The organism is Algoriphagus oliviformis (assembly GCF_017254915.1).
In the GTDB taxonomy this organism is placed as follows: Bacteria; Bacteroidota; Bacteroidia; order Cytophagales; family Cyclobacteriaceae; genus Algoriphagus; species Algoriphagus oliviformis.
Window position 1 is genome coordinate 207,190 of the sequence record NZ_JAFKCT010000005.1, and the last position, 17,259, is coordinate 224,448.

Annotated in this window: 14 protein-coding genes; 2 read left to right on the forward strand and 12 right to left on the reverse strand. The window is 55.0% G+C overall.

The annotated features are described in order from the left end of the window. The first annotated feature begins 124 nt into the window (after positions 1-124). Positions 125-1,522: a S41 family peptidase gene (locus tag J0A68_RS13585; RefSeq protein WP_206578755.1), complete on the forward strand. Its 1,398-nt coding sequence runs from the start codon at positions 125-127 to the stop codon at positions 1,520-1,522. Positions 1,523-1,628: 106 nt separating this feature from the next. On the opposite strand, the gene J0A68_RS13590 is transcribed toward J0A68_RS13585, so the two are convergent. The 9 genes from J0A68_RS13590 to J0A68_RS13630 all read right to left on the reverse strand — a co-directional run bounded on the left by J0A68_RS13590 (position 1,629) and on the right by J0A68_RS13630 (position 12,264). Next, complete coding sequence (locus J0A68_RS13590) at positions 1,629-3,662, reverse strand: sensor histidine kinase (RefSeq protein ID WP_206578756.1); 2,034 nt, start codon at positions 3,660-3,662, stop codon at positions 1,629-1,631. A gap of 251 nt (positions 3,663-3,913) precedes the next feature. Then, the gene (locus J0A68_RS13595) at positions 3,914-4,606 is read right to left on the reverse strand and encodes a hypothetical protein (RefSeq protein ID WP_206578757.1); all 693 of its coding nucleotides are present in this window, start codon (positions 4,604-4,606) and stop codon (positions 3,914-3,916) included. A 2,349-nt stretch (positions 4,607-6,955) separates the two neighbouring features. Next, the gene (locus tag J0A68_RS13600; RefSeq protein WP_206578758.1) at positions 6,956-7,639 is read right to left on the reverse strand and encodes a GNAT family N-acetyltransferase; all 684 of its coding nucleotides are present in this window, start codon (positions 7,637-7,639) and stop codon (positions 6,956-6,958) included. 45 nt (positions 7,640-7,684) lie between these two features. Next, positions 7,685-8,566 (reverse strand): CorA family divalent cation transporter, encoded by an 882-nt coding sequence (locus J0A68_RS13605; RefSeq protein ID WP_206578759.1) that lies wholly within the window; start codon positions 8,564-8,566, stop codon positions 7,685-7,687. A gap of 147 nt (positions 8,567-8,713) precedes the next feature. Then, positions 8,714-9,733, reverse strand: coding sequence for a hypothetical protein (locus J0A68_RS13610; protein ID WP_206578760.1), 1,020 nt, complete (start codon positions 9,731-9,733; stop codon positions 8,714-8,716). Positions 9,734-9,736: 3 nt separating this feature from the next. Then, positions 9,737-10,048 (reverse strand): DUF3817 domain-containing protein, encoded by a 312-nt coding sequence (locus tag J0A68_RS13615; protein ID WP_206578761.1) that lies wholly within the window; start codon positions 10,046-10,048, stop codon positions 9,737-9,739. An 8-nt stretch (positions 10,049-10,056) separates the two neighbouring features. Beyond that, positions 10,057-10,653 carry a hypothetical protein gene (locus J0A68_RS13620; protein ID WP_206578762.1) on the reverse strand — a complete coding sequence of 199 codons (597 nt, stop codon included), beginning with the start codon at positions 10,651-10,653 and terminating at the stop codon, positions 10,057-10,059. A gap of 341 nt (positions 10,654-10,994) precedes the next feature. Continuing rightward, on the reverse strand, positions 10,995-11,519 hold the full coding sequence (locus tag J0A68_RS13625; RefSeq protein WP_206578763.1) for an acyl-CoA thioesterase: 525 nt from the start codon (positions 11,517-11,519) through the stop codon (positions 10,995-10,997). Positions 11,520-11,604: 85 nt separating this feature from the next. Beyond that, positions 11,605-12,264: a protein-L-isoaspartate(D-aspartate) O-methyltransferase gene (locus J0A68_RS13630; RefSeq protein WP_206578764.1), complete on the reverse strand. Its 660-nt coding sequence runs from the start codon at positions 12,262-12,264 to the stop codon at positions 11,605-11,607. 108 nt (positions 12,265-12,372) lie between these two features. Between J0A68_RS13630 and J0A68_RS13635 the strand changes: the two genes are divergently transcribed. After that, positions 12,373-12,960, forward strand: coding sequence for a riboflavin synthase (locus J0A68_RS13635; RefSeq protein ID WP_206578765.1), 588 nt, complete (start codon positions 12,373-12,375; stop codon positions 12,958-12,960). A 66-nt stretch (positions 12,961-13,026) separates the two neighbouring features. Here the strand turns inward: J0A68_RS13635 and J0A68_RS13640 are convergent, their stop codons facing one another. From J0A68_RS13640 to J0A68_RS13650, 3 genes are all read right to left on the reverse strand, one after another. Then, entirely contained in the window at positions 13,027-14,130 is a 1,104-nt protein-coding gene (locus tag J0A68_RS13640) for a formylglycine-generating enzyme family protein (protein ID WP_236025594.1), read from the reverse strand. A gap of 55 nt (positions 14,131-14,185) precedes the next feature. After that, positions 14,186-15,193 (reverse strand): hypothetical protein, encoded by a 1,008-nt coding sequence (locus tag J0A68_RS13645; RefSeq protein WP_206578766.1) that lies wholly within the window; start codon positions 15,191-15,193, stop codon positions 14,186-14,188. Between the two features lie 283 nt (positions 15,194-15,476). Further along, positions 15,477-17,258 carry an SLC13 family permease gene (locus J0A68_RS13650; protein WP_206578767.1) on the reverse strand — a complete coding sequence of 594 codons (1,782 nt, stop codon included), beginning with the start codon at positions 17,256-17,258 and terminating at the stop codon, positions 15,477-15,479. Position 17,259: the final 1 nt, after the last annotated feature.

Genomic DNA, 17,259 nt, shown 5'->3' on the forward strand with positions numbered 1-17,259 from the left:
AAGTCTTTGGCCCATATTTCGGATTTTTTGGGAGATGAAAATCACATGTTTATGTGATGGGATTTGGAGGTAGCCGGTGCAACCCAGGCCCTGCTATGGACATCTTTGGGATAAAATCTTGACCATGAAAAAGACAACTTTGGCATTACTGAGCGCCTTGGTGCTATGGATTCCCGGCCTCTCGGCCCAAGAGCTCAGCCTTGACCAGATGCGGGAGGACCTGGGTATTTTCCGCGACGCGCTGGAGACATTTCATCCGGAAATGTACCGCTACACCGACCAGAAGCGGTTTTCAAACCTCTTTGATTCTCTGGAAGCCCAGCTGGGCAGTCCCCTGAGCCAGCGGGAGTTTTACAAGTTGCTGCGGCCGGCATTGGTGGCGCTGAAGGACGGGCACGTCAAGTGGATCGTCCAGGGCCAAGATCAGCACTACGGCTTTTTCACCGAGGGGCTGTTCCCGCTACAGCTCTATTTCCAAGGCGAGTCCGTGAAGGTGCTGGGCCACTTCGGCGGGGAGTCGGTGCCTGTTTTGGCGGAAGTCAAAGCGATCAACGGGCAAGCCATCGCCACGCTTCGTCAGCAGCTGCTTTCCGGCCTCACCTATGGAGACGGGGAGAGCCTAGGCGGCAAATATTTCGAGCTCAACCGCTACTTTTCCGCCTTTTACTCCACCGAATACGGGATCGCCGATACCTATCACGTCTTGCTCTCCCAAGACGGAAAGGAATGGGAGTGGAAGGGAGCGGGCGTGGGAAAAGCGCAGATCGAGCAGGCCTTTGCTGCCGAGGAGGAGCCTTTTTCCTTTCGCCTGCTCAATGGCTGGACTGGACTACTGGACATCAACCGGTTCTATACTTTCAAGGAGGAGCCGGATTACGGGGATTTCCTGAAAAACTCCTTTGAATCCCTGCAACGCGAGGGCATTTCCAACCTGATCCTTGACCTGCGTGGCAACGAAGGGGGAAGTGAGAAATACGGCATAGCGCTGTACAGGTACCTGGCTGCGGGCAAGTTTGACTACTACGACTTCCTGAGCACCCGCCCCAACCAAAAAGTAGACTTTCCCCACTATACCTCCAAGCTCTTCCGCTTGGCCAACAATTTCCATAAAAAGAAGGATGGCGTGTACCGCCTGAGCCTTGCCCCGGACAAGACCCAAAAGCCCTACAAGAATGCCTTCTCGGGTAAAGTGATCGTCCTGCTGGATGGGCAGAGCTTCTCGGTCACGACCGAGTTTGCCTCCAGGGCGCAGTCCGACGGCAGGGCTGTTTTCGTAGGGGAGGAGACGGCCGGCGGCGCGGCGGTGAACAGCAGCGGATTTTTCACCATCCTCACACTGCCAAACTCAAAGATCGATCTGGGCGTGCCGAGGCTGGGCTTCCACATGGCCAACGTCAGCCCGAGAATAGACCAGAACCGCGGAATCGTCCCCGACGTGGCCGTGATCACCACGGCAGAGGACATGCTTTCCGGCAGGGATGCCGTGATGGAGCAGGCCCTGCAGCTGGTGGAAAAGCCCTAGGTAAGGCAATGGGTTTTGATTTGGGAAGCCGAAAGGCCTATCCGGCGGCAGATTTTGACAATTCCCTGTCTGGCAATTAAAGTGGCCTGGCAGGGGATTTTGATGACTACCTCACCGCCGCATCGGCCAAGAAGTCCACTCGGAAGGTGGTGCCCTCGTCCACCTGGCTTTCCAGACTGATCCGCGCTCCGAGGGATTCCAGCTGGGTTTTGACGAGGTAGAGTCCCACACCTTTGGAATCGGGGTTTTTGTGGAAGGTCTTGTTCATCCCAAAGACCTTTCCTCCGTGCTTTTTCAGGTCTATGCCGAGCCCGTTGTCCGAGAAGAGCAGAAAAGGATTGCCCTGGTCTATACCCGAGCGGATGGAAAGCAGGGGAGGACGGTCGGGGTGCCGGTACTTGAGCGCGTTGGACATCAGGTTGAGGAAGACGCTTTCGAGATAGGATTTGGAAAAATGGAGCGTGGGCATGTCACCAAAGTCCACCTGTACCTCCGCCGCATATTCCCTGATCTTGCCGATCAGGGCGGTTTTGGTCTTCTCATAGACCTCCGCCAGCGAGACGGCCTCGATTTTTTGGTCGGTGTCCTCCTGGACCTTCAGGATATCGATGGTCTCTTCCATCGAGGAGAGGAGGTTTTTGATCACCTGCTCCACCAGCCCAAAGAGTTCCTCTTTTTGCCCTTCTTCCTCCTCGGTTTTGTAAAACTTGACCAAAGCATCCAGGGTGATGACCGGAGAGCGGAGGTTGTGCGAGATGATATGGGCAAAGTTGAGCAGCTGCTTGTTTTTGGATTCCAGCTTATCGAGGAGGTCTTTCAGCTCTTTTCTCGAGCTGCTCAGCTGGGTGATGTCCGTGGCGATGCCGATGAAGCCCAGGTGTTTTCCATTGTCTGATCTGATCTGGGAGACATTGAGCTGCACGGGGAAGGTACTTCCGTCCTTTCGCAGGTAGTTCCACTCGTCGGAGTGCACTTTGCCTTGCAGGGGATAGAGCGTAAAGACGTCATGCCACTGCACGGGCCTTCCGAGCTCCCTACTCATCTGGGCGGCCTTCGCCTGGACCTCGATGGGTAGGTGGAACTGCTCCGGCTTCGCTTTGCCCACCACCTCGTCGGCGGCGTAGCCCAGCATGCGCTCGGCCCCCTTGGAGAAGTGGCGGATCAGGCCGTTTTTGTCCGTGGCGATGATGGACACTGCCGCGGAGTCCAGGATACCCTTGAGCTCCTGGTTACGGATCTCGACCATCTTTTCCAGGTTTTGCTTCGCCAGGAGGAGTTCGTGCTCGGCTTTTACCCGCTTTTCGTCGGATCTGTTGAGCCAGGCCGCTGCATCCCAGACCAGAAACAGACCGACCACCAGGATGCTCAAGGCAAAGAGCGCGATGCCAAAGTCCACCTGGATGAGGTCCAGGCGCTGCACCTGCATCCAGGCAAAGCTGATCGCCACCAAAGCCAGGATAATCCTAGGCGTTAGCCTTCGGGCGAGGATGCTGCCTTTTTTGTCACCTATGAGCAATCCCGTCACCCCGAGATGGGCGTGCTGCAGCGTGAGCAGCAGGGAAAAGACAAACCAGATCAGCGCGATACTGGGCGAGATACCCGTGAGAAAGGAAAGGGTATAGAAGTCCGGCACCTTCATCAGGTAGCCCATCAGGGCGATGAAGGTCAGCAAGCTGATGCCATGGAGAAGGATTTGTCCGAGGAAAGGCCGGGGACGGGAAGCGGTGAACAAGAGGAGGGAAGAGCCAAAGAGGAGGTAGATGATCGCCGTCATTCCGGGAATCCGTCCCGGAGTGGGGCTCCCCTCAGCCCTTCCTATCCCGTCTTCCACGATCAGCTCATCCAGGCCCAAGTTGACCTGTAGAAAGTCCTGGGCAAGGGAGAGCGATGCCGTGGCCAAGATCAGCGCGGCCAAGATCCGGGCGACAGCGACAGCCTTGTCACTCAGCCAAGACCAACAGCAGATTCCGGTGAGCGCCAGCAAAACGGCCGAGTTGAACTTGATACCCGGCAGGTCTGGAAAGAGCTGAAGCAGTGCGCGGATGTCCAAAAACCAGCTGACAACAAAGACCAAACCCAAGAAAGCCAGGATTTGGGCTGCCAGTGGCAGTCTATTCTTGATAAGGGAAGTGGTACTCAATCAGGGTAAGGGTGTGGATTGGCAATGCTGAAATATCCACAAAGTCCGCGAAAAAAACCATTTTCAGAGGCTGCTCTTTGATTTATTCTGGATGGGTGCCTCGACAGGCTCGGCAACCGGGTACGTCGACAAGCTCGGCAGCCTGGGTGGGTTTTGAAAAGCACACTACCCAAGGTGGGCGGCATCGGGGTTTGGGATTTGATATCCGCCAAGCCAATGGGCAGCCCGCGGCAGAAGCCACGGGCTAAAAATCATTGGAATGGGCAGGCAGCCGAGTAGAGGGCGATGTGCTGTCCCAGGTCTTGAAGGCGTGGCTTTCTCGTACCGGCGAGCTGGGAACAGTCGCCAAAGAGCTGGCCAAAGGTCTTTTTATAGTTTCCCTTCTTCACCTTGACCAGCGGACCGCCGTTTTTGGACACGAAGTAGGCCCGGTGCTTGTCACCCGTCCAGGTGATGTACTGCCCTTCCAGCGCGGTGGTCTTGCGGGCAAAAGGATCGTAAAAGACCTCAAACTGCTCGTCAAAGCCGGGGTTGAGCAGCTGGAGCAGGAGTTCCTTTTCACCGTTGATGCTGGTGTTGCGGAAGATCAGGTAGTCGGTGGGCTTTGCTGTGGGCTGGTTTTTGGACAGGAGCTTTTTCACCGAGGAGCCCCGCTCGTTGGCAAACTGGAGTCGGACGGCGGCGTTCATGGCGACGGCAAATTCATGCATGTTTTCGGCGCTGATGGTGTGGCTCTTGCCAAATTCGTCTTCGAGCTTCACCCGGGTGATGCCGCGGGTGCTGCTGGTGGTGAGGATTCTCCCCTCTACGATCTCGCCCGTTTTGAGCAGGGCATAGCCGCGGTTGGACATGGGCACTTCCTCCAGGGGCTGCTGCAGCTCCTGGGCAGAGAGGGATAGGCAGGCTGCGAAAAGCGCAACGAGCGTGGTTTTTAGCTTTTTCATTGGTTTAGGTTTGAGTCAGAGATGGGAAAAAGCAGGGGTGGGTTGCTTGGACTGGAGGATTTTTTTTGGGGGGGTTGCTCCCGATGGGTATCGCGCCGCCTACCGGGTGCGGCGGGCGTGTTGTGTTCTTTCGTCCCTACGGGACTTGCCAGTTGTTTGTGGATATGGAAACTACCGAGCTGTCGCCCCGCAGGGGCTGGTGACTAAGTCACCGAAGCAGCAGAAAAGCTCCGACTGAGGACAGTGCCGCTAGGCACGAAAGCTCGGTAGGTATTGGTGTGTGGGGCACGAGACTGCCGTAGGCAGGATACGGTAAATGAAAACCGATGTGGAACGACCGTCACAAATTCGAAGAGATAGGAAGGCGGCGTTGCTCCCGATGCCAATCGCGGACTACGCCTACCGGGGGAAAGGACAAATTCAATGCGTATCGTCCAGAAATACCCAGCAGGGGTCACCTGTTTATAGCATGGTTAGGCCCTTGGACAGATGCGACTCCGTGGGAGTCGGATGGCCTCGGCGATTGTGATTTTTTCTATAGACATGCCATCCCTTCGGGATAGACCGTCGCTCCCCTCGGTTTGGCGTTTTCGTAGGCAGGTTTTTTGGATTGCAAATCCTGGGTTGTGGAGCCGCTGTATAGCCCCCGGCTTAAGTCGGGGGCTATAGAATGGCGTCACTGACCGTTCAATGGCTTTAGCCATTTGCCTGTTCTTCATCGCGGATTAGAAATCCTAAGGGATAGGAAGGCGGGGTTTCTCTCGATGGCTATAGCGGATTCTGACTACCGGGTGCGGCGGGCAGGTTGTGCTCTTTCGTCCCTACGGGACTTGCCAGTTGTTTGTGGATATGGAAACTACCGAGCTGTCGCCCCGCAGGGGCTGGCGGCTAAGTCACCGAAGCAGCGGAAAAGCTCCGACTGAGGACAGTGCCGCTAGGCACGAGAGCTCGGTAGGATGTTGGTGTGTGAGGCACGAGACTGCCGTAGGCAGGATACGGCAAATGAATACCGATGTGGGACGACCGTCACAAATTCGAAGAGATAGGAAGGTGGTTTACTCCCGATGGGTTTCGCGGACTACGCCTACCGGGGGAAAGGACAAATTCAATGCGTATCGTCCAGAAAGACCCAGCAGGGGTCACCTGTTGATAGAATGGTTAGGCCTTGGGGAGATGCGACTCCATAGGAGTCGGATGGCTCGGCGATTGTGATTTTTCTATAGACATGCCATCCCTTCGGGATAGACCGCCCTTCCCCTCGGTTTGGCGCTTTTGTGGGCAGGTTTTTCGGATTGCAAATCTTGGGGTGTGGAGCCGCTGCATAGCCCACGGTTTAAACCGTGGGCTATGGGTTGGCGTCACCGAACGGTCAATGGCTTTAGCCATTTGCCTGTTCTTCATCGCGGATTAGAAATCCTAAGGGATAGGAAGGCGGGGATTCTCCCGATGGGGATCGAGTCGCTTATCGGGTGCGGCGGGCAGGTTGTGCTCTTTCGTCCCTACGGGACTTGCCAGTTGTTTGTGGATATGGAGACTACCGAGCTGTCGCCCCGCAGGGGCTGGTGGCTAAGTCACCGAAGCAGCAGTAGGGAAAAGCTCCGAGTGAGGACAGTGCCGCTAGGCACGAAAGCTCGGTAGGGTGTTGCTGTGTGTGGCACGAGACTGCCGTAGGCAGGATACGGCAAATGAAAACCGATGTGGAAAGACCATCACAAATTCTAAGGGATAAGAAGGCGAGGTTTCTCCCGATGGGGATCGCGCCGCTTAACTGGGGCGGTGGGCAGGTTGTGTTCTTTCGTCCCTACGGGACTTGCCAGTTGTTTGTGGATATGGAAACTACCGAGCTGTCGCCCCGCGGGGGCTGGTGGCTAAGTCACCGAAGCAGCAGAAAAGCTCCGAGTGAGGACAGTGCCGCTAGGCACGAAAGCTCGGTAGGATGTTGGTGTGTGGGGCACGAGACTGCCGTAGGCAGGATACGGCAAATGAAAACCGATGTGGAACGACCGTCACAAATTCGAAGAGATAGGAAGGCGGCGTTGCTCCCGATGCCAATCGCGGACTACGCCTACCGGGGGAAAGGACAAATTCAATGCGTATCGTCCAGAAAGACCCAGCAGGGGTCATATGTTTATAACATGGTTAGGCCTTGGACAGATGCGACTCCTTGGGAGTCGGATGGCCTCGGCGGTGGGGATTTTTCTATAGACATGCCATCCCTTCGGGATAGACCGCCGTTCCCCTCGGTTTGGCGCTTTCGTGGGCAGGTTTTTCGGATTGCAAATCCTGGGTTACTGCTTCGGAATTCCGAAGAGCGGTGAGAGACTGCTTCGTGCCTCGCAGTAACGGGAATCAAGCTTTCTCCAAAAAATACACCCGCATCTCCCGTCGGAGCTTGAAACCCAAGCGCTCGTAGAGGCGGATGGCGCCGTAGTTGTCGGGATACACATGGAGAAAAGGCGTCTTGCCCTCTTCCAGGATGTACTGGATCTGGTTGCGCACCAGCTCGGCGCCATAGCCCCTGCCGAGGAAGTCGGGATGGGTACATACGGCGCTCACCTCTACAAAGGGGCTGGGATTGAGGCGCTGCCCGGTCATGGCGGCCAGTCGGCCGTCCTCAAAGATGCCTTCGTACCTGCCCAGCTCGATGGTCTTGGTAAAGAAAGGGCCGGGGTTGGTCAGCTGGGTCAGAGCGATCATCTCGGTGACGTGTGCCTCCGTGAGCGGCAGGGCGCGGGCAGGACCGCTGGCCTCGGGGGCGACCTTGCCCTCGAAGACCATCTGCCAGATGGGCCTCTGGAAGCGCAGCGTCCAGGCCGGTGGGATGGCGACTTCGCCCGGGGTGAAGAGGATGATGGGACCCCCTTGGGCAAACCAGCCCCCCAAGTCCTCCCATTCGTCGGCGGAGTAGGTTCGGAAGCCGACAAACTGCCCCTTGTCCCGCTGCATGTACCGGACGCAGTCGTTGCCTTCGGCGTGGATTTTACTGCCTGTGGTCAGGGCGTTCCAGATGGGATTGTCGAGGATAGCACTCATGGTTTTGATAGGGCTTGGGTAAAAAGGGGAATAAAAGGGGACGGCTCAGACAAACTTCTTTCGCTTAAACCATAAAAATATCACCACGGAGATGGAGATCATCACCCCCCAGGTGACGTAGTAGCCCCACCGCCAGTGCAGCTCGGGGATGTTGGTGAAGTTCATGCCATAGACGCCCACGATGAAGGTGAGCGGCAGGAAGAAGGCCGAAAAGACGGTCAGGAGCTTCATCACGTCGTTGCTCTTTTGGGCGGTGAGGGAGAGGTGGGTGTTGAGGATGGACTGGGCGTCCTCGATCACCTCTTCGAGCTGGAGCATGTAGTTGATGATCGACTCGCGGATGTCCTGGAGGTTGGAGACGTTTTCCTGCTTGACGACGAGCTGATTGAGCACGTTGTGGGAAAACTGCAGGAGCTTTCGGCAGATCCTGGCCTTGGACTTTTGATAGTACAGCTGCTCGATGGAGACCTTGCCGTGTTTTTTGAGAAAGATTTCCTTTTCATTTTCGTCCATCTTGTCGCTGAGCCAGTTGACCGGCGCCTCGAAGGACAGCAGCATCTCAAAGACTATCGCCAGCATAAGTGCCTCAGGATCCCCAAACTCCCTGTCCTTGAACTTGTCCAGAAAGGGGAAGGGCTTCTGGTGGATGGTGATCAGGTTGTCATCGTTGATGAGAAAGGCCACCTTGTTGCTGAGCTTGGCCACGGTGGTGTGGTTCAGGTGGGGCTCGACGGTGAAGGCCCGGAAGATCAAAAAGGTGAAGACGCCATGCTTCTCCAGCTTGGGGAGGTGTCCGTGTTCCAGGGCGTCGTCCAGCAGGTTGATGTCAATGTAGAAGGGGTGCGTCAGGTCTATGAGTTCGGTTTGCTTTGGCTTTTCGATGTCCAGCCATTCGAATTTTCCAAAGTCTTTTTTGAATTGCGCCATGAAGGGAAAACCAGTTTGTGCCGGTGCGCCGTCGCCAGTGGTCCAGAACCGCGCCCTCCGTCAATTTTCAGATAGAAAACATCGTTGAATATAGCCGTTTTTTGCTCGCAGAAGTAGTCGGCGCGTCCAAAAGTACCCCAAGTCTGCTCACTTCACCAGCTGGGTGAGGCTGAGGCGGAGGATCTCGCCCATGTTTTTGCAGGTGAGAAAGGCGGTGTTTTTGTAGTGCCGGGCCAGTTCGCTTTTGAGGCTGTCCACGTTTTCCTCGGGGGCAAGGTGATCGTGCTCCATGCAGCGGAGGATGTCCTCGATCTCCTTGTGGGAGGACTTGAGCCGGGTGGAGATGAGCGCCCGCTCCTCGCGCTGGTATTGGCGCATGGACTCCGGGGTGATGTACTTCATGCCGAGCTGGATCAGGACGTTGTTTTCCTTGAAATACTGGGGCAGGTAGATGGATTTTTTGCCCTCATAGCTCTGCTGGTCAAAGTCTATGGCCCGGATGCGGTAGTGGGTCTCCTCAAAGTCCGGGGTGACGTCGATCACGAAGTTGGACGAGTGCATGTCCCCCAACAGCCTGGCAAAGCAGCGTTCGTTGAACTTGACAAACTCCTTGGCCAGACGGATGGGATTCAGGTGGGGATCCTCCATGTGCAGCTTCATGAATTTTTCCCCGGGAATGCCCGCAATGTGCTCCTCGATGAGGGTGTTTTGGTGGACGAGGTAGCTGATGCGGTTGGGCGAAAGGAGGTCCTCCAGCTCAAGGCCATAGACCCGGGAGGCGTCCGCGTTTTTGATGTAGAAGTAGTCGAAGTTGTCGTTGATCCGGTTGACGATGCGCACCCGAAACGGCTGCGTGTTGCCATATACGCAGAGGTCGATGCGGTCCACGAAGAGGTGCTCCATCACGCTCATGTCCCCGCCGGCCTTCAGGAGGGCGTAGATCTTTTTGACGTTTTGGTGGATTTCCTCGCGGTCGCTTTCGGCATAGAAGACCGTCTCCCAGAGGGTATCCTGGTCCTTGGTGTCGTAGAGCGCGATCGAGCCGTTGTAGCGGAGCAGCTCGTGGTAGTGGATGGGGATGTCCACCTCCCGGGAATACTTGATCAGGTAGCGCCTCAGAACCGGACTGATGGGGTAAATGAGCTTTTTCTTACTGATCAATGCCATGGTCTAGAAGTGCACTTGTTGGTCTTTTTTCAGATATCTATGAAAGATAAAAGGCCCAAAGGGCAAAACCGAGGCAATCAGCGCAAAAAGCGTCCGTCCAAAGTCCCACTTGAGCCTGTGGGCGGTGGGAAAAACGGTGTAGACGTACAGGATAAAAAGCAGTCCATGGGCCCAGCCTACGTAGGTCACCGCCAGCGGCAGGTCAAAGACGTACTTGAGCGGCATGGCTATGCCCAGGAGGATCAAAAATGAGAGGCCTTCGATCAGGCTGATCCACTTAAATCGCCTGGCCCATTTGGTTTGTTCGGTATTCATTCGTTTGATCAGGTAAGGTTAAAGAGGACTTGCAGGGAGGTCCAGAGTTTCTTTTTCAGGGCGACGTTTTCGGAGATTGCCGTGAGGGAGTCGGCAAAGAGGTATTCGGTCTCCCGCTCGGCGTGGACCTCGTAGGGGCGTGCCTGGACAGCATTGATGGGGTGGTTTACCCTGCCAAACTTCAGGATGGTGTGGGCGTTGAGGGCTTTGAATTCCTCCATGCTGCGGCCTTCCAGGTCTTTGGCAGGCAGCAGGCCGATCTCGGCCATGGAGTGGCCACAGGCGTTGATCATCTTCACCAGCATCTCCATCAGGTCTTCCCGCAGCGAGGCTTCCTCGTGCAGGATCAGGACTCCCTTGGAGAAGTTGCCCTTGACCGGAATAGGCTCAGGCACAAGCTCCTCTACCGGGGCAGGAGGGGCTTTTGGCGCCGGGGAGGGCGCAGCTGCGGCAGCGTCGCTGGACTGGACCGGGGGCTTGGGCGACTCGGTGCGGGTGTCCGGGGCGGAGTCCAAACTGGCAAGTATCGCCTCCCGATCTTCTGGGATGAGGTAGATTTCCTCTTCTATGAGTGATTTGAGCTCCTCAAGGCTGTGGTTTTCCATGGCTGGAAATTGGGCAAAAAAAGCCGCTTGGCAAAGTTTGAATGGGATTTAAAGGGGAGTGGGAGGTAGGAGGTCGGGAAGTAGGAAGTGGAAGGTCGGGAGGCAAGGAAGTTGGGAAGTGGGCAAAATGGCGGTCAGAGAGTTGCTCGCTACAAATCCTCGGAGTGGGAAATCACGGCTGGGTTTCGCCATCTAGTCGGCGTTCGGCCTTGTGCGGTAGGAGCGCCGATGACTATCGGGGGCAAATCTGCTCCCAATAGCTAGCAGGATCGGTTCTGTTGGGTCAAGCCAACAGAAGGAAAAGAACTCGCGGCGCGAAAAGCAGATCCACCTAAATGGGCCTACTTCTCGGTAATGTTGAAGATGGACTTGAGCTCCACGGCGTCTTCGGGCTTCATGCGCTTGGCCAAGACGAGCCTCAGCTGACGTCGTCTCAGGGCTCCGTCGAAGTGCTCGATTTCTTCCTCGGTCTCCGGGACGAGCTCAGGTACCTCGATGGGTCTTCCGTTTTGATCCACCGCCACAAAGGTAAAGTAGGCCCGGTGTGTGATGAGCTTCTTTCTGGCGGGAATGTCCTCTGCCGTGACTTCGATGAAAACCTCCATGGAGGAGTTGAAGGCCCGGGTGACTTGGGAGCGGAGGGTGACCACATTCCCCAAGTTGATGGGCTGCTTAAAAGATATGCTGTCCGCGGAGGCGGTGACGACGATGCGGTTGGAGTGTTTTTGGGCTGCTATGGCGGCTACGATGTCCATCCAGTGCATCAGACGTCCGCCCATGAGGTTGTTCAGCGCGTTGGTGTCGTTGGGAAATACCATTTCCGTCATGATGGTGACGGATTCTTTTGCAAACTTCTGCTTAGCCATAAAACCGATTTTGAACAAAAATAGAAATAATATTCTGTTTTGGGTAGTCCGATTATACCAATCAGAATATTATTCTGTGGAAAAATCAATGCTTCCAGCCGTCCTTGCCTAATAGGGGGACAAAGGCAAAGCCCTCAAATTCTTCCCTTTCTATGTTTTTGGCGGACTTCTTGGTGATTTTCACCATGGTCTGCCGCCTTCTATCGCCTACGGGGATCACGAGTATGCCGCCGACTTTCAGCTGCGCGATCAGAGCCTCCGGTACGATGGGCGCTCCGGCCGTGACGATGATCTTGTCGTAGGGCGCATGCTGGGGCAGGCCGCCCGTGCCATCGCCGTAAAACAGGTTCATCTCGATTCCCAGTCTTTTCAAAAAGCGCTGGGTGCCTTCGAAGAGCTTCTTTTGGTACTCGATGGTGTACACTTCGGCGCCCAGAAGATGGAGGATGCTGCCCTGATAGCCGGATCCGGTGCCGATCTCGAGTACCTTTTCGCCCGACTTCACGTCCAGCAGCTCGGTCTGAAACGCCACCGTATAGGGCTGGGAGATGGTCTGACCCTCTCCGATGGGGAAGGCCTTGTCCTCATAGGCATGGGAGATGAGCGCGGTGTCAAAGAAAAAATGGCGGGGCAGCGTGTTGATCGCATCGAGCACTTTCTCGCTTTGGATACCCTTTGCACGAAGTTCGGCGACAAGTGCGCGACGTTTCCCTTTGTGTAGGTAGGTATCTTCGAGTTTTAGCATGCCGGAGGGGTTTGGGTGCTCGAAGATAAACGAATATTTACCTTACTTTGAACCCGGAAAGGCATTTTTTGCTTATCCGTTTGATTCATCGAAGTTTAACTTTCAGGCATGTTTACAGGAATAATCGAGTCTTTTGGCACCCTCGAAAAAATCACCACCGAGGGCAGCAACGTACATTTTGACCTGAGTTCGGAGATAGCTCCCGAGCTCAAGATAGACCAATCCCTAGCCCATGACGGCGTCTGCCTGACGGTGGTCGCGGTGGACGCCAACGGCTATCGCGTGACGGCCATAGACGAGACCATCCAGAAGACCAACCTCTCGGGCTGGAAGGTGGGAAAAAAAGTCAACCTGGAGCGCTGCATGCCGGCCAATGGACGCTTTGACGGACATATCGTGCAGGGGCACGTGGACCAGACCGGCGTGGTGAAGCGGATCAGCGATGAGGATGGCTCTTGGCTGTTTGACCTTGAGTACGATGCCGCCACCGGCAATGTCACCGTGGAAAAGGGCTCCATCACCATCAATGGCACCAGCCTGACCTGCTTCAATTCCAAGCAGGGGGGCTTTTCTGTAGCGATCATTCCCTATACCTACGAGCATACCAATTTTCACCAGCTGCAAGTAGGCGACCGCGTCAACCTCGAATTTGACATCGTCGGTAAGTACATCGCCCGTATGATCAAAGGGTATTGATTCAGTGGGCAGTTAGCAGTGGACAGTTTGCAGTTCGCAGACTGCCTACTGCCCACTGAAAACTGCCTACTGAATACTGGCGACCGTGGGAGCATCTTTGACCAGGCGGAAGCCTACGTTGGACGAGCCGGAGTCGTAGGAAGTGCCTTGTCTTGCAGAAGGGCGATAATTGACGCAGTAGTTGGGCGCGCAGAGGAAGGAGCCGCCTTTCATCACCCGCTCCATTGCGTAGGGGTTGTCCGGGTTGTAGCAGGGGTTCATATTGGCATCCAGCTTGGGGGCCTGTCCGGCGAGTCTGGCGAGTTTCAGGGCGTCGTACCAGTCGGAGGTCAGCTCCCACACGTTCCCGATCATGTCATAGAGGCCAAAGGAGTTTGGGGCGAAAGAGCCCACTGGCGAGGCGCCGATGTAGCCGTCTGTGCCCTCGTTGTTGTGCGGAAAAATGCCCTGAAAGGTATTGGCCAAGTATTGTCCGCTGGGATTGAGCTCGTCACCCCAAGCGAAGCGCTTACCGTTGACCCCACCCCGGGAGGCAAATTCCCACTCGAATTCCGTAGGCAGTCTTTTTCCCACCCACTCCGCATAGGCCTGCGCATCTTCGTAGCAAACCTGTACGACGGGGTATTTTTCCTTTCCTTCAATAGAACTTCCGGGGCCTTCCGGATGCCTCCAGCTGGCACCGTTTACCCAGCTCCACCAGCGTGAAATATCATCCGTAGGCACGGCGTAGGGAGGCGGCGTGAAGACCATCGCACCCGGGACGAGCACGGATTCGTCAGGTTTGGGCGTGCCTGGGGGAAGCTGCTTTTTGAGCTCCTCCCATTCCGGCTTGCGCTCGGCCACGGTGATATAGCCTGTCGCCTCCACAAACTTCGCAAACTCCTCGTTGGTGACTTCGTGGGTGTCCATCCAGAATCCGGCGACTTCCACATCCACAGCGGGCTTTTCAGCGGCATAGGCGTCCGCCTCATTGGTGCCCATGGTGAACTTTCCGCCGGGAATCCAAGCCATGCCTGCTTCCTTTTTGGGTGGCTCGGGCTGGGAAAAAATGACTCGGTTGTCGGTGGATGCGACGGCCTCCCCGGTGTTTTTGGGAGAGTCACAGGCTGTGATCATTCCCAGGGAAAGCGTCGCTAAGCATAAAAACTGAATAGAGAAGGCGTATTTCATGGGGGAAATTTAACCCAAAAAAGTACTTTCAGCCCAATCCTGAGTTCGATTTCTGTCAAACTTCCATCACGTGCATCTTGGATTCCACCTTTTTGCGCAGCTTGTTGAAAAACTGCCGACGCTCCTTTTCCCCCGTACCGCTGATCAGGGTAGACCGCTTCATGAGGTTGTCCAGATTTTTGAACATCGAGTCGTTGAACTTTTTGTCCATGGAGCCGATGAAGTACATCACACTGTGGTTTAGATAGGTGATCTTGGAGTCGCCCAGCTCCGCCATGAAGGTATTGTCGCCCAGCACGATCTCATTGAGGTACATTTTGTATTCGGCGCAGTCTTCGGTGGGAGCTTGGCCAAGGATGGATTTTCGGCCTGAGTCGGCCATTTTTTCCAGGTGGTCGATGACTTCCATCACGCATCGGTAGAGGGTGATGGTGTCTTCGGGGTTTTTGATCAGGCCCATTTCGTGGTAGACCTCGATCTGTCTCAGGGTGGTGTTCAGCCCCTCTTCGTTCCAGATTTCCGAAGTGGGGACGCGGTTGTAGACCTTGATGGTCTTTTGCGTGACCTCCCGAAAGCGCTCGAAATGGTTGTCCGAGATGGAAAACTTGGCGTTTTTGAGATTTTCGAAGAGCAGGATGGACTTCATCCAAAAGAAAAACTTAAACCCTGCCAAGGCGGGATGATAGTAGTGGTGAAAGGGGGGCATGTCCTTGACCAGGAAGTAGACGTGCTTATTGCTGAAACTGTTGACCAAGTTGAGTTGGGAGAGTACGTCCTCCATCCACTCGACCATGCTTTCCTCCTGGTAGGTGTTGGTCTTGCCCTGAAAGATGATGGAGTCCGATTCCATACTGAAAAACTTGTCCAGAGAGACGTTGAAGCGTTTGCAAAGTACCCTCAGTTCGTCAAAATCGAGGAGTTTTTCTCCCCGGATTCTCCTATAGGCGCTATCCATGCTCACATTTAGTGTTTCGGCTACCTCATCTACCAGCGAAGCGTAGGAGGGGATGGAGGACTTGAGACTGAGGAAAAACTGTGCCTGAATCGAGGAGGAAATCGCCATATCACATGTGAATATCAGTGGTTTGTACTAATAAAAATGTAACTAAATGTATGAAATGTGATAAATAATTTCAACACCAAAAAAGAACATAATTTTGAATGTTTCTTTTAAAAATTAAATATATTTTGAAAATAACTAACAATCCAAAATAATACGATTCCTAGATAGAATTGCCTTTAAGTTGGGTTGAATTTTTCCAATTTTGATTATTTCACTTCTCGATGTCAAGAATAGATCTGCTGGAACTTGTGTTTCGCCAGAGGCTATGCCGGTGATCGCACTTTTAAAATGGAAAAAAAATCGGGATAAAAATGCTGGCAATGATCCAAAAGAGGATGTTGAGCGGAGTCCCCACCTTCATGTAATCCGAAAACCGGTAGTTGCCGGGATTGTAGATCATGGTGTTGGTCTGATAGCCCATGGGGGTCATGAAGCTAAGGCTGGCGGCAAAGGTCACTGCCATCAGGAATGGCCTTGCCTCCACGTCCATGGACGCGGCAATGCTGATCGCGATGGGAGCGAGCAGGGCCGCGGTGGCGTTGTTGGACATGACATTGGTGAGGAGGAAGGTCAGTGCAAAGATGGCGCTCAGTACGATCCTCGGCCCATAGGAACCAAAGAGGTCCAAGACGCCCTGTCCGATGAGCTGAGCGCCGCCGGTCTTCTCCAGCGCGGCACCCATGGACAGTACACCCGCGAGCATGAATATCACCTTCCAGTCAATGGCTTTGTAAGCTTCGTCAGGCGTGATGGCCCGGAGCATCACCATCGCCAAAGCCCCGGCAGTCGCGGATAGCGTGATCGGGAAGATGCCAAGAGCGGCCGAGCCGATTACCAGACCCAAAATCCCGAGCGTGAGAACCACCTGGAGTTTGTTGAGGATTTCGGTTTTTCTGCCCGATACTAAGAGTAGGTCTTCGGAGCGGTCTATCGACTGGATCGTCTCTTCGGTCGCGCGGAGCAAGAGGACGTCTCCCGACTTCAAGGTGGAGCCTGCGATCAGTTTGTCCAGCAAGCCCTTGCGGTGCCTGATCCCTATGACGGTCACCTGCTCAAAGAGGCTCCGGAACCTGACGGACTTGATGCTTTCGTTGACCAAAAAAGAGTTGGGCGTGACGATGGCCTCGAAAAGCTTTTCGTCCTGCCCGCTGGCAGTCTCAGAGCTCCAGTCCAGATCGGCCTTGATTTCCACCCCCTTGGTTTTTTTGAGGCGCTCCAGGTGTTTTTGGTCCACGGTCACCCGGATCACGTCACCGGACAGCACCACGGTATTGGGATAGACCTTCACTTGCTTGCCGTCCTCCCGCACGATCTGCAGGGGCTTGGTGTCCCCGTCTTTGAAGATCTTTTGTTTCAAGATCGGTTCCTGCAGCTGTTCGTAGGCTTCGGTGATGGTGATCTCGATGAGGTAGTTGCCGAGATCATAGCTGTCGGATTGGCCGGTATTGGGGTTGCGGCTCGGTAGGAGCCACTTGCCCAGGGTCACCATGTAGAGTGTGCCTGCGGCCAAAAAAACCAGGCCCATGGCGCTCATTTCAAACACGCCGAAGCTGGGAAGTCCGGCCTTTTCGGCGATGCCGCTGACCAGGATGTTGGTACTTGTCCCCAAGAGTGTGCAAATTCCCCCCATCAGCGCCCCAAAGGAAAGCGGCATCAGGAGCTTGGACGGAGGGATTTGGTTTTTGTCGCTGATCTGCATGACCGCGGGCATGAGGAGCGCGACCACCGCAGTATCGTTGATAAAAGCCGACAGCAGACCCGAGGTGAGCATGAGACTGAAGATCAGGGCGGTCTCGCTTTTGGCCGCCTGACTGCCCAGATAGACGCTCACTTGATCCAGAATTCCTGTCTTGAAGATAGCCTGCGAAATGACGAACATGGCTGCAACCGTGATAGTTGCGGAATTGGCGAAGCCAGCCATGCCCTCTTTCAGATCCAGAATGCCCAGCAGCATGAACAGCACCATGACTCCTATGGCGACTGTGTCTACGGTGAATTTTTCCGTAAAGAATAAGACGACCGCCAGGGAGATGATGCCGAGGACAAGTCCGGTTTCGAAGGTCATA

Coding starts and splice junctions, on each gene's coding strand:
- J0A68_RS13585 (WP_206578755.1), top strand. CDS start 125: ATGAAAAAGACAACTTTGGCATTACTGAGCGCCTTGGTGCTATGGATT.
- J0A68_RS13595 (WP_206578757.1), bottom strand. CDS start 4,606: ATGAAAAAGCTAAAAACCACGCTCGTTGCGCTTTTCGCAGCCTGCCTA.
- J0A68_RS13600 (WP_206578758.1), bottom strand. CDS start 7,639: ATGAGTGCTATCCTCGACAATCCCATCTGGAACGCCCTGACCACAGGC.
- J0A68_RS13605 (WP_206578759.1), bottom strand. CDS start 8,566: ATGGCGCAATTCAAAAAAGACTTTGGAAAATTCGAATGGCTGGACATC.
- J0A68_RS13610 (WP_206578760.1), bottom strand. CDS start 9,733: ATGGCATTGATCAGTAAGAAAAAGCTCATTTACCCCATCAGTCCGGTT.
- J0A68_RS13615 (WP_206578761.1), bottom strand. CDS start 10,048: ATGAATACCGAACAAACCAAATGGGCCAGGCGATTTAAGTGGATCAGC.
- J0A68_RS13620 (WP_206578762.1), bottom strand. CDS start 10,653: ATGGAAAACCACAGCCTTGAGGAGCTCAAATCACTCATAGAAGAGGAA.
- J0A68_RS13625 (WP_206578763.1), bottom strand. CDS start 11,519: ATGGCTAAGCAGAAGTTTGCAAAAGAATCCGTCACCATCATGACGGAA.
- J0A68_RS13630 (WP_206578764.1), bottom strand. CDS start 12,264: ATGCTAAAACTCGAAGATACCTACCTACACAAAGGGAAACGTCGCGCA.
- J0A68_RS13635 (WP_206578765.1), top strand. CDS start 12,373: ATGTTTACAGGAATAATCGAGTCTTTTGGCACCCTCGAAAAAATCACC.
- J0A68_RS13640 (WP_236025594.1), bottom strand. CDS start 14,130: ATGAAATACGCCTTCTCTATTCAGTTTTTATGCTTAGCGACGCTTTCC.
- J0A68_RS13645 (WP_206578766.1), bottom strand. CDS start 15,193: ATGGCGATTTCCTCCTCGATTCAGGCACAGTTTTTCCTCAGTCTCAAG.
- J0A68_RS13650 (WP_206578767.1), bottom strand. CDS start 17,258: ATGACCTTCGAAACCGGACTTGTCCTCGGCATCATCTCCCTGGCGGTC.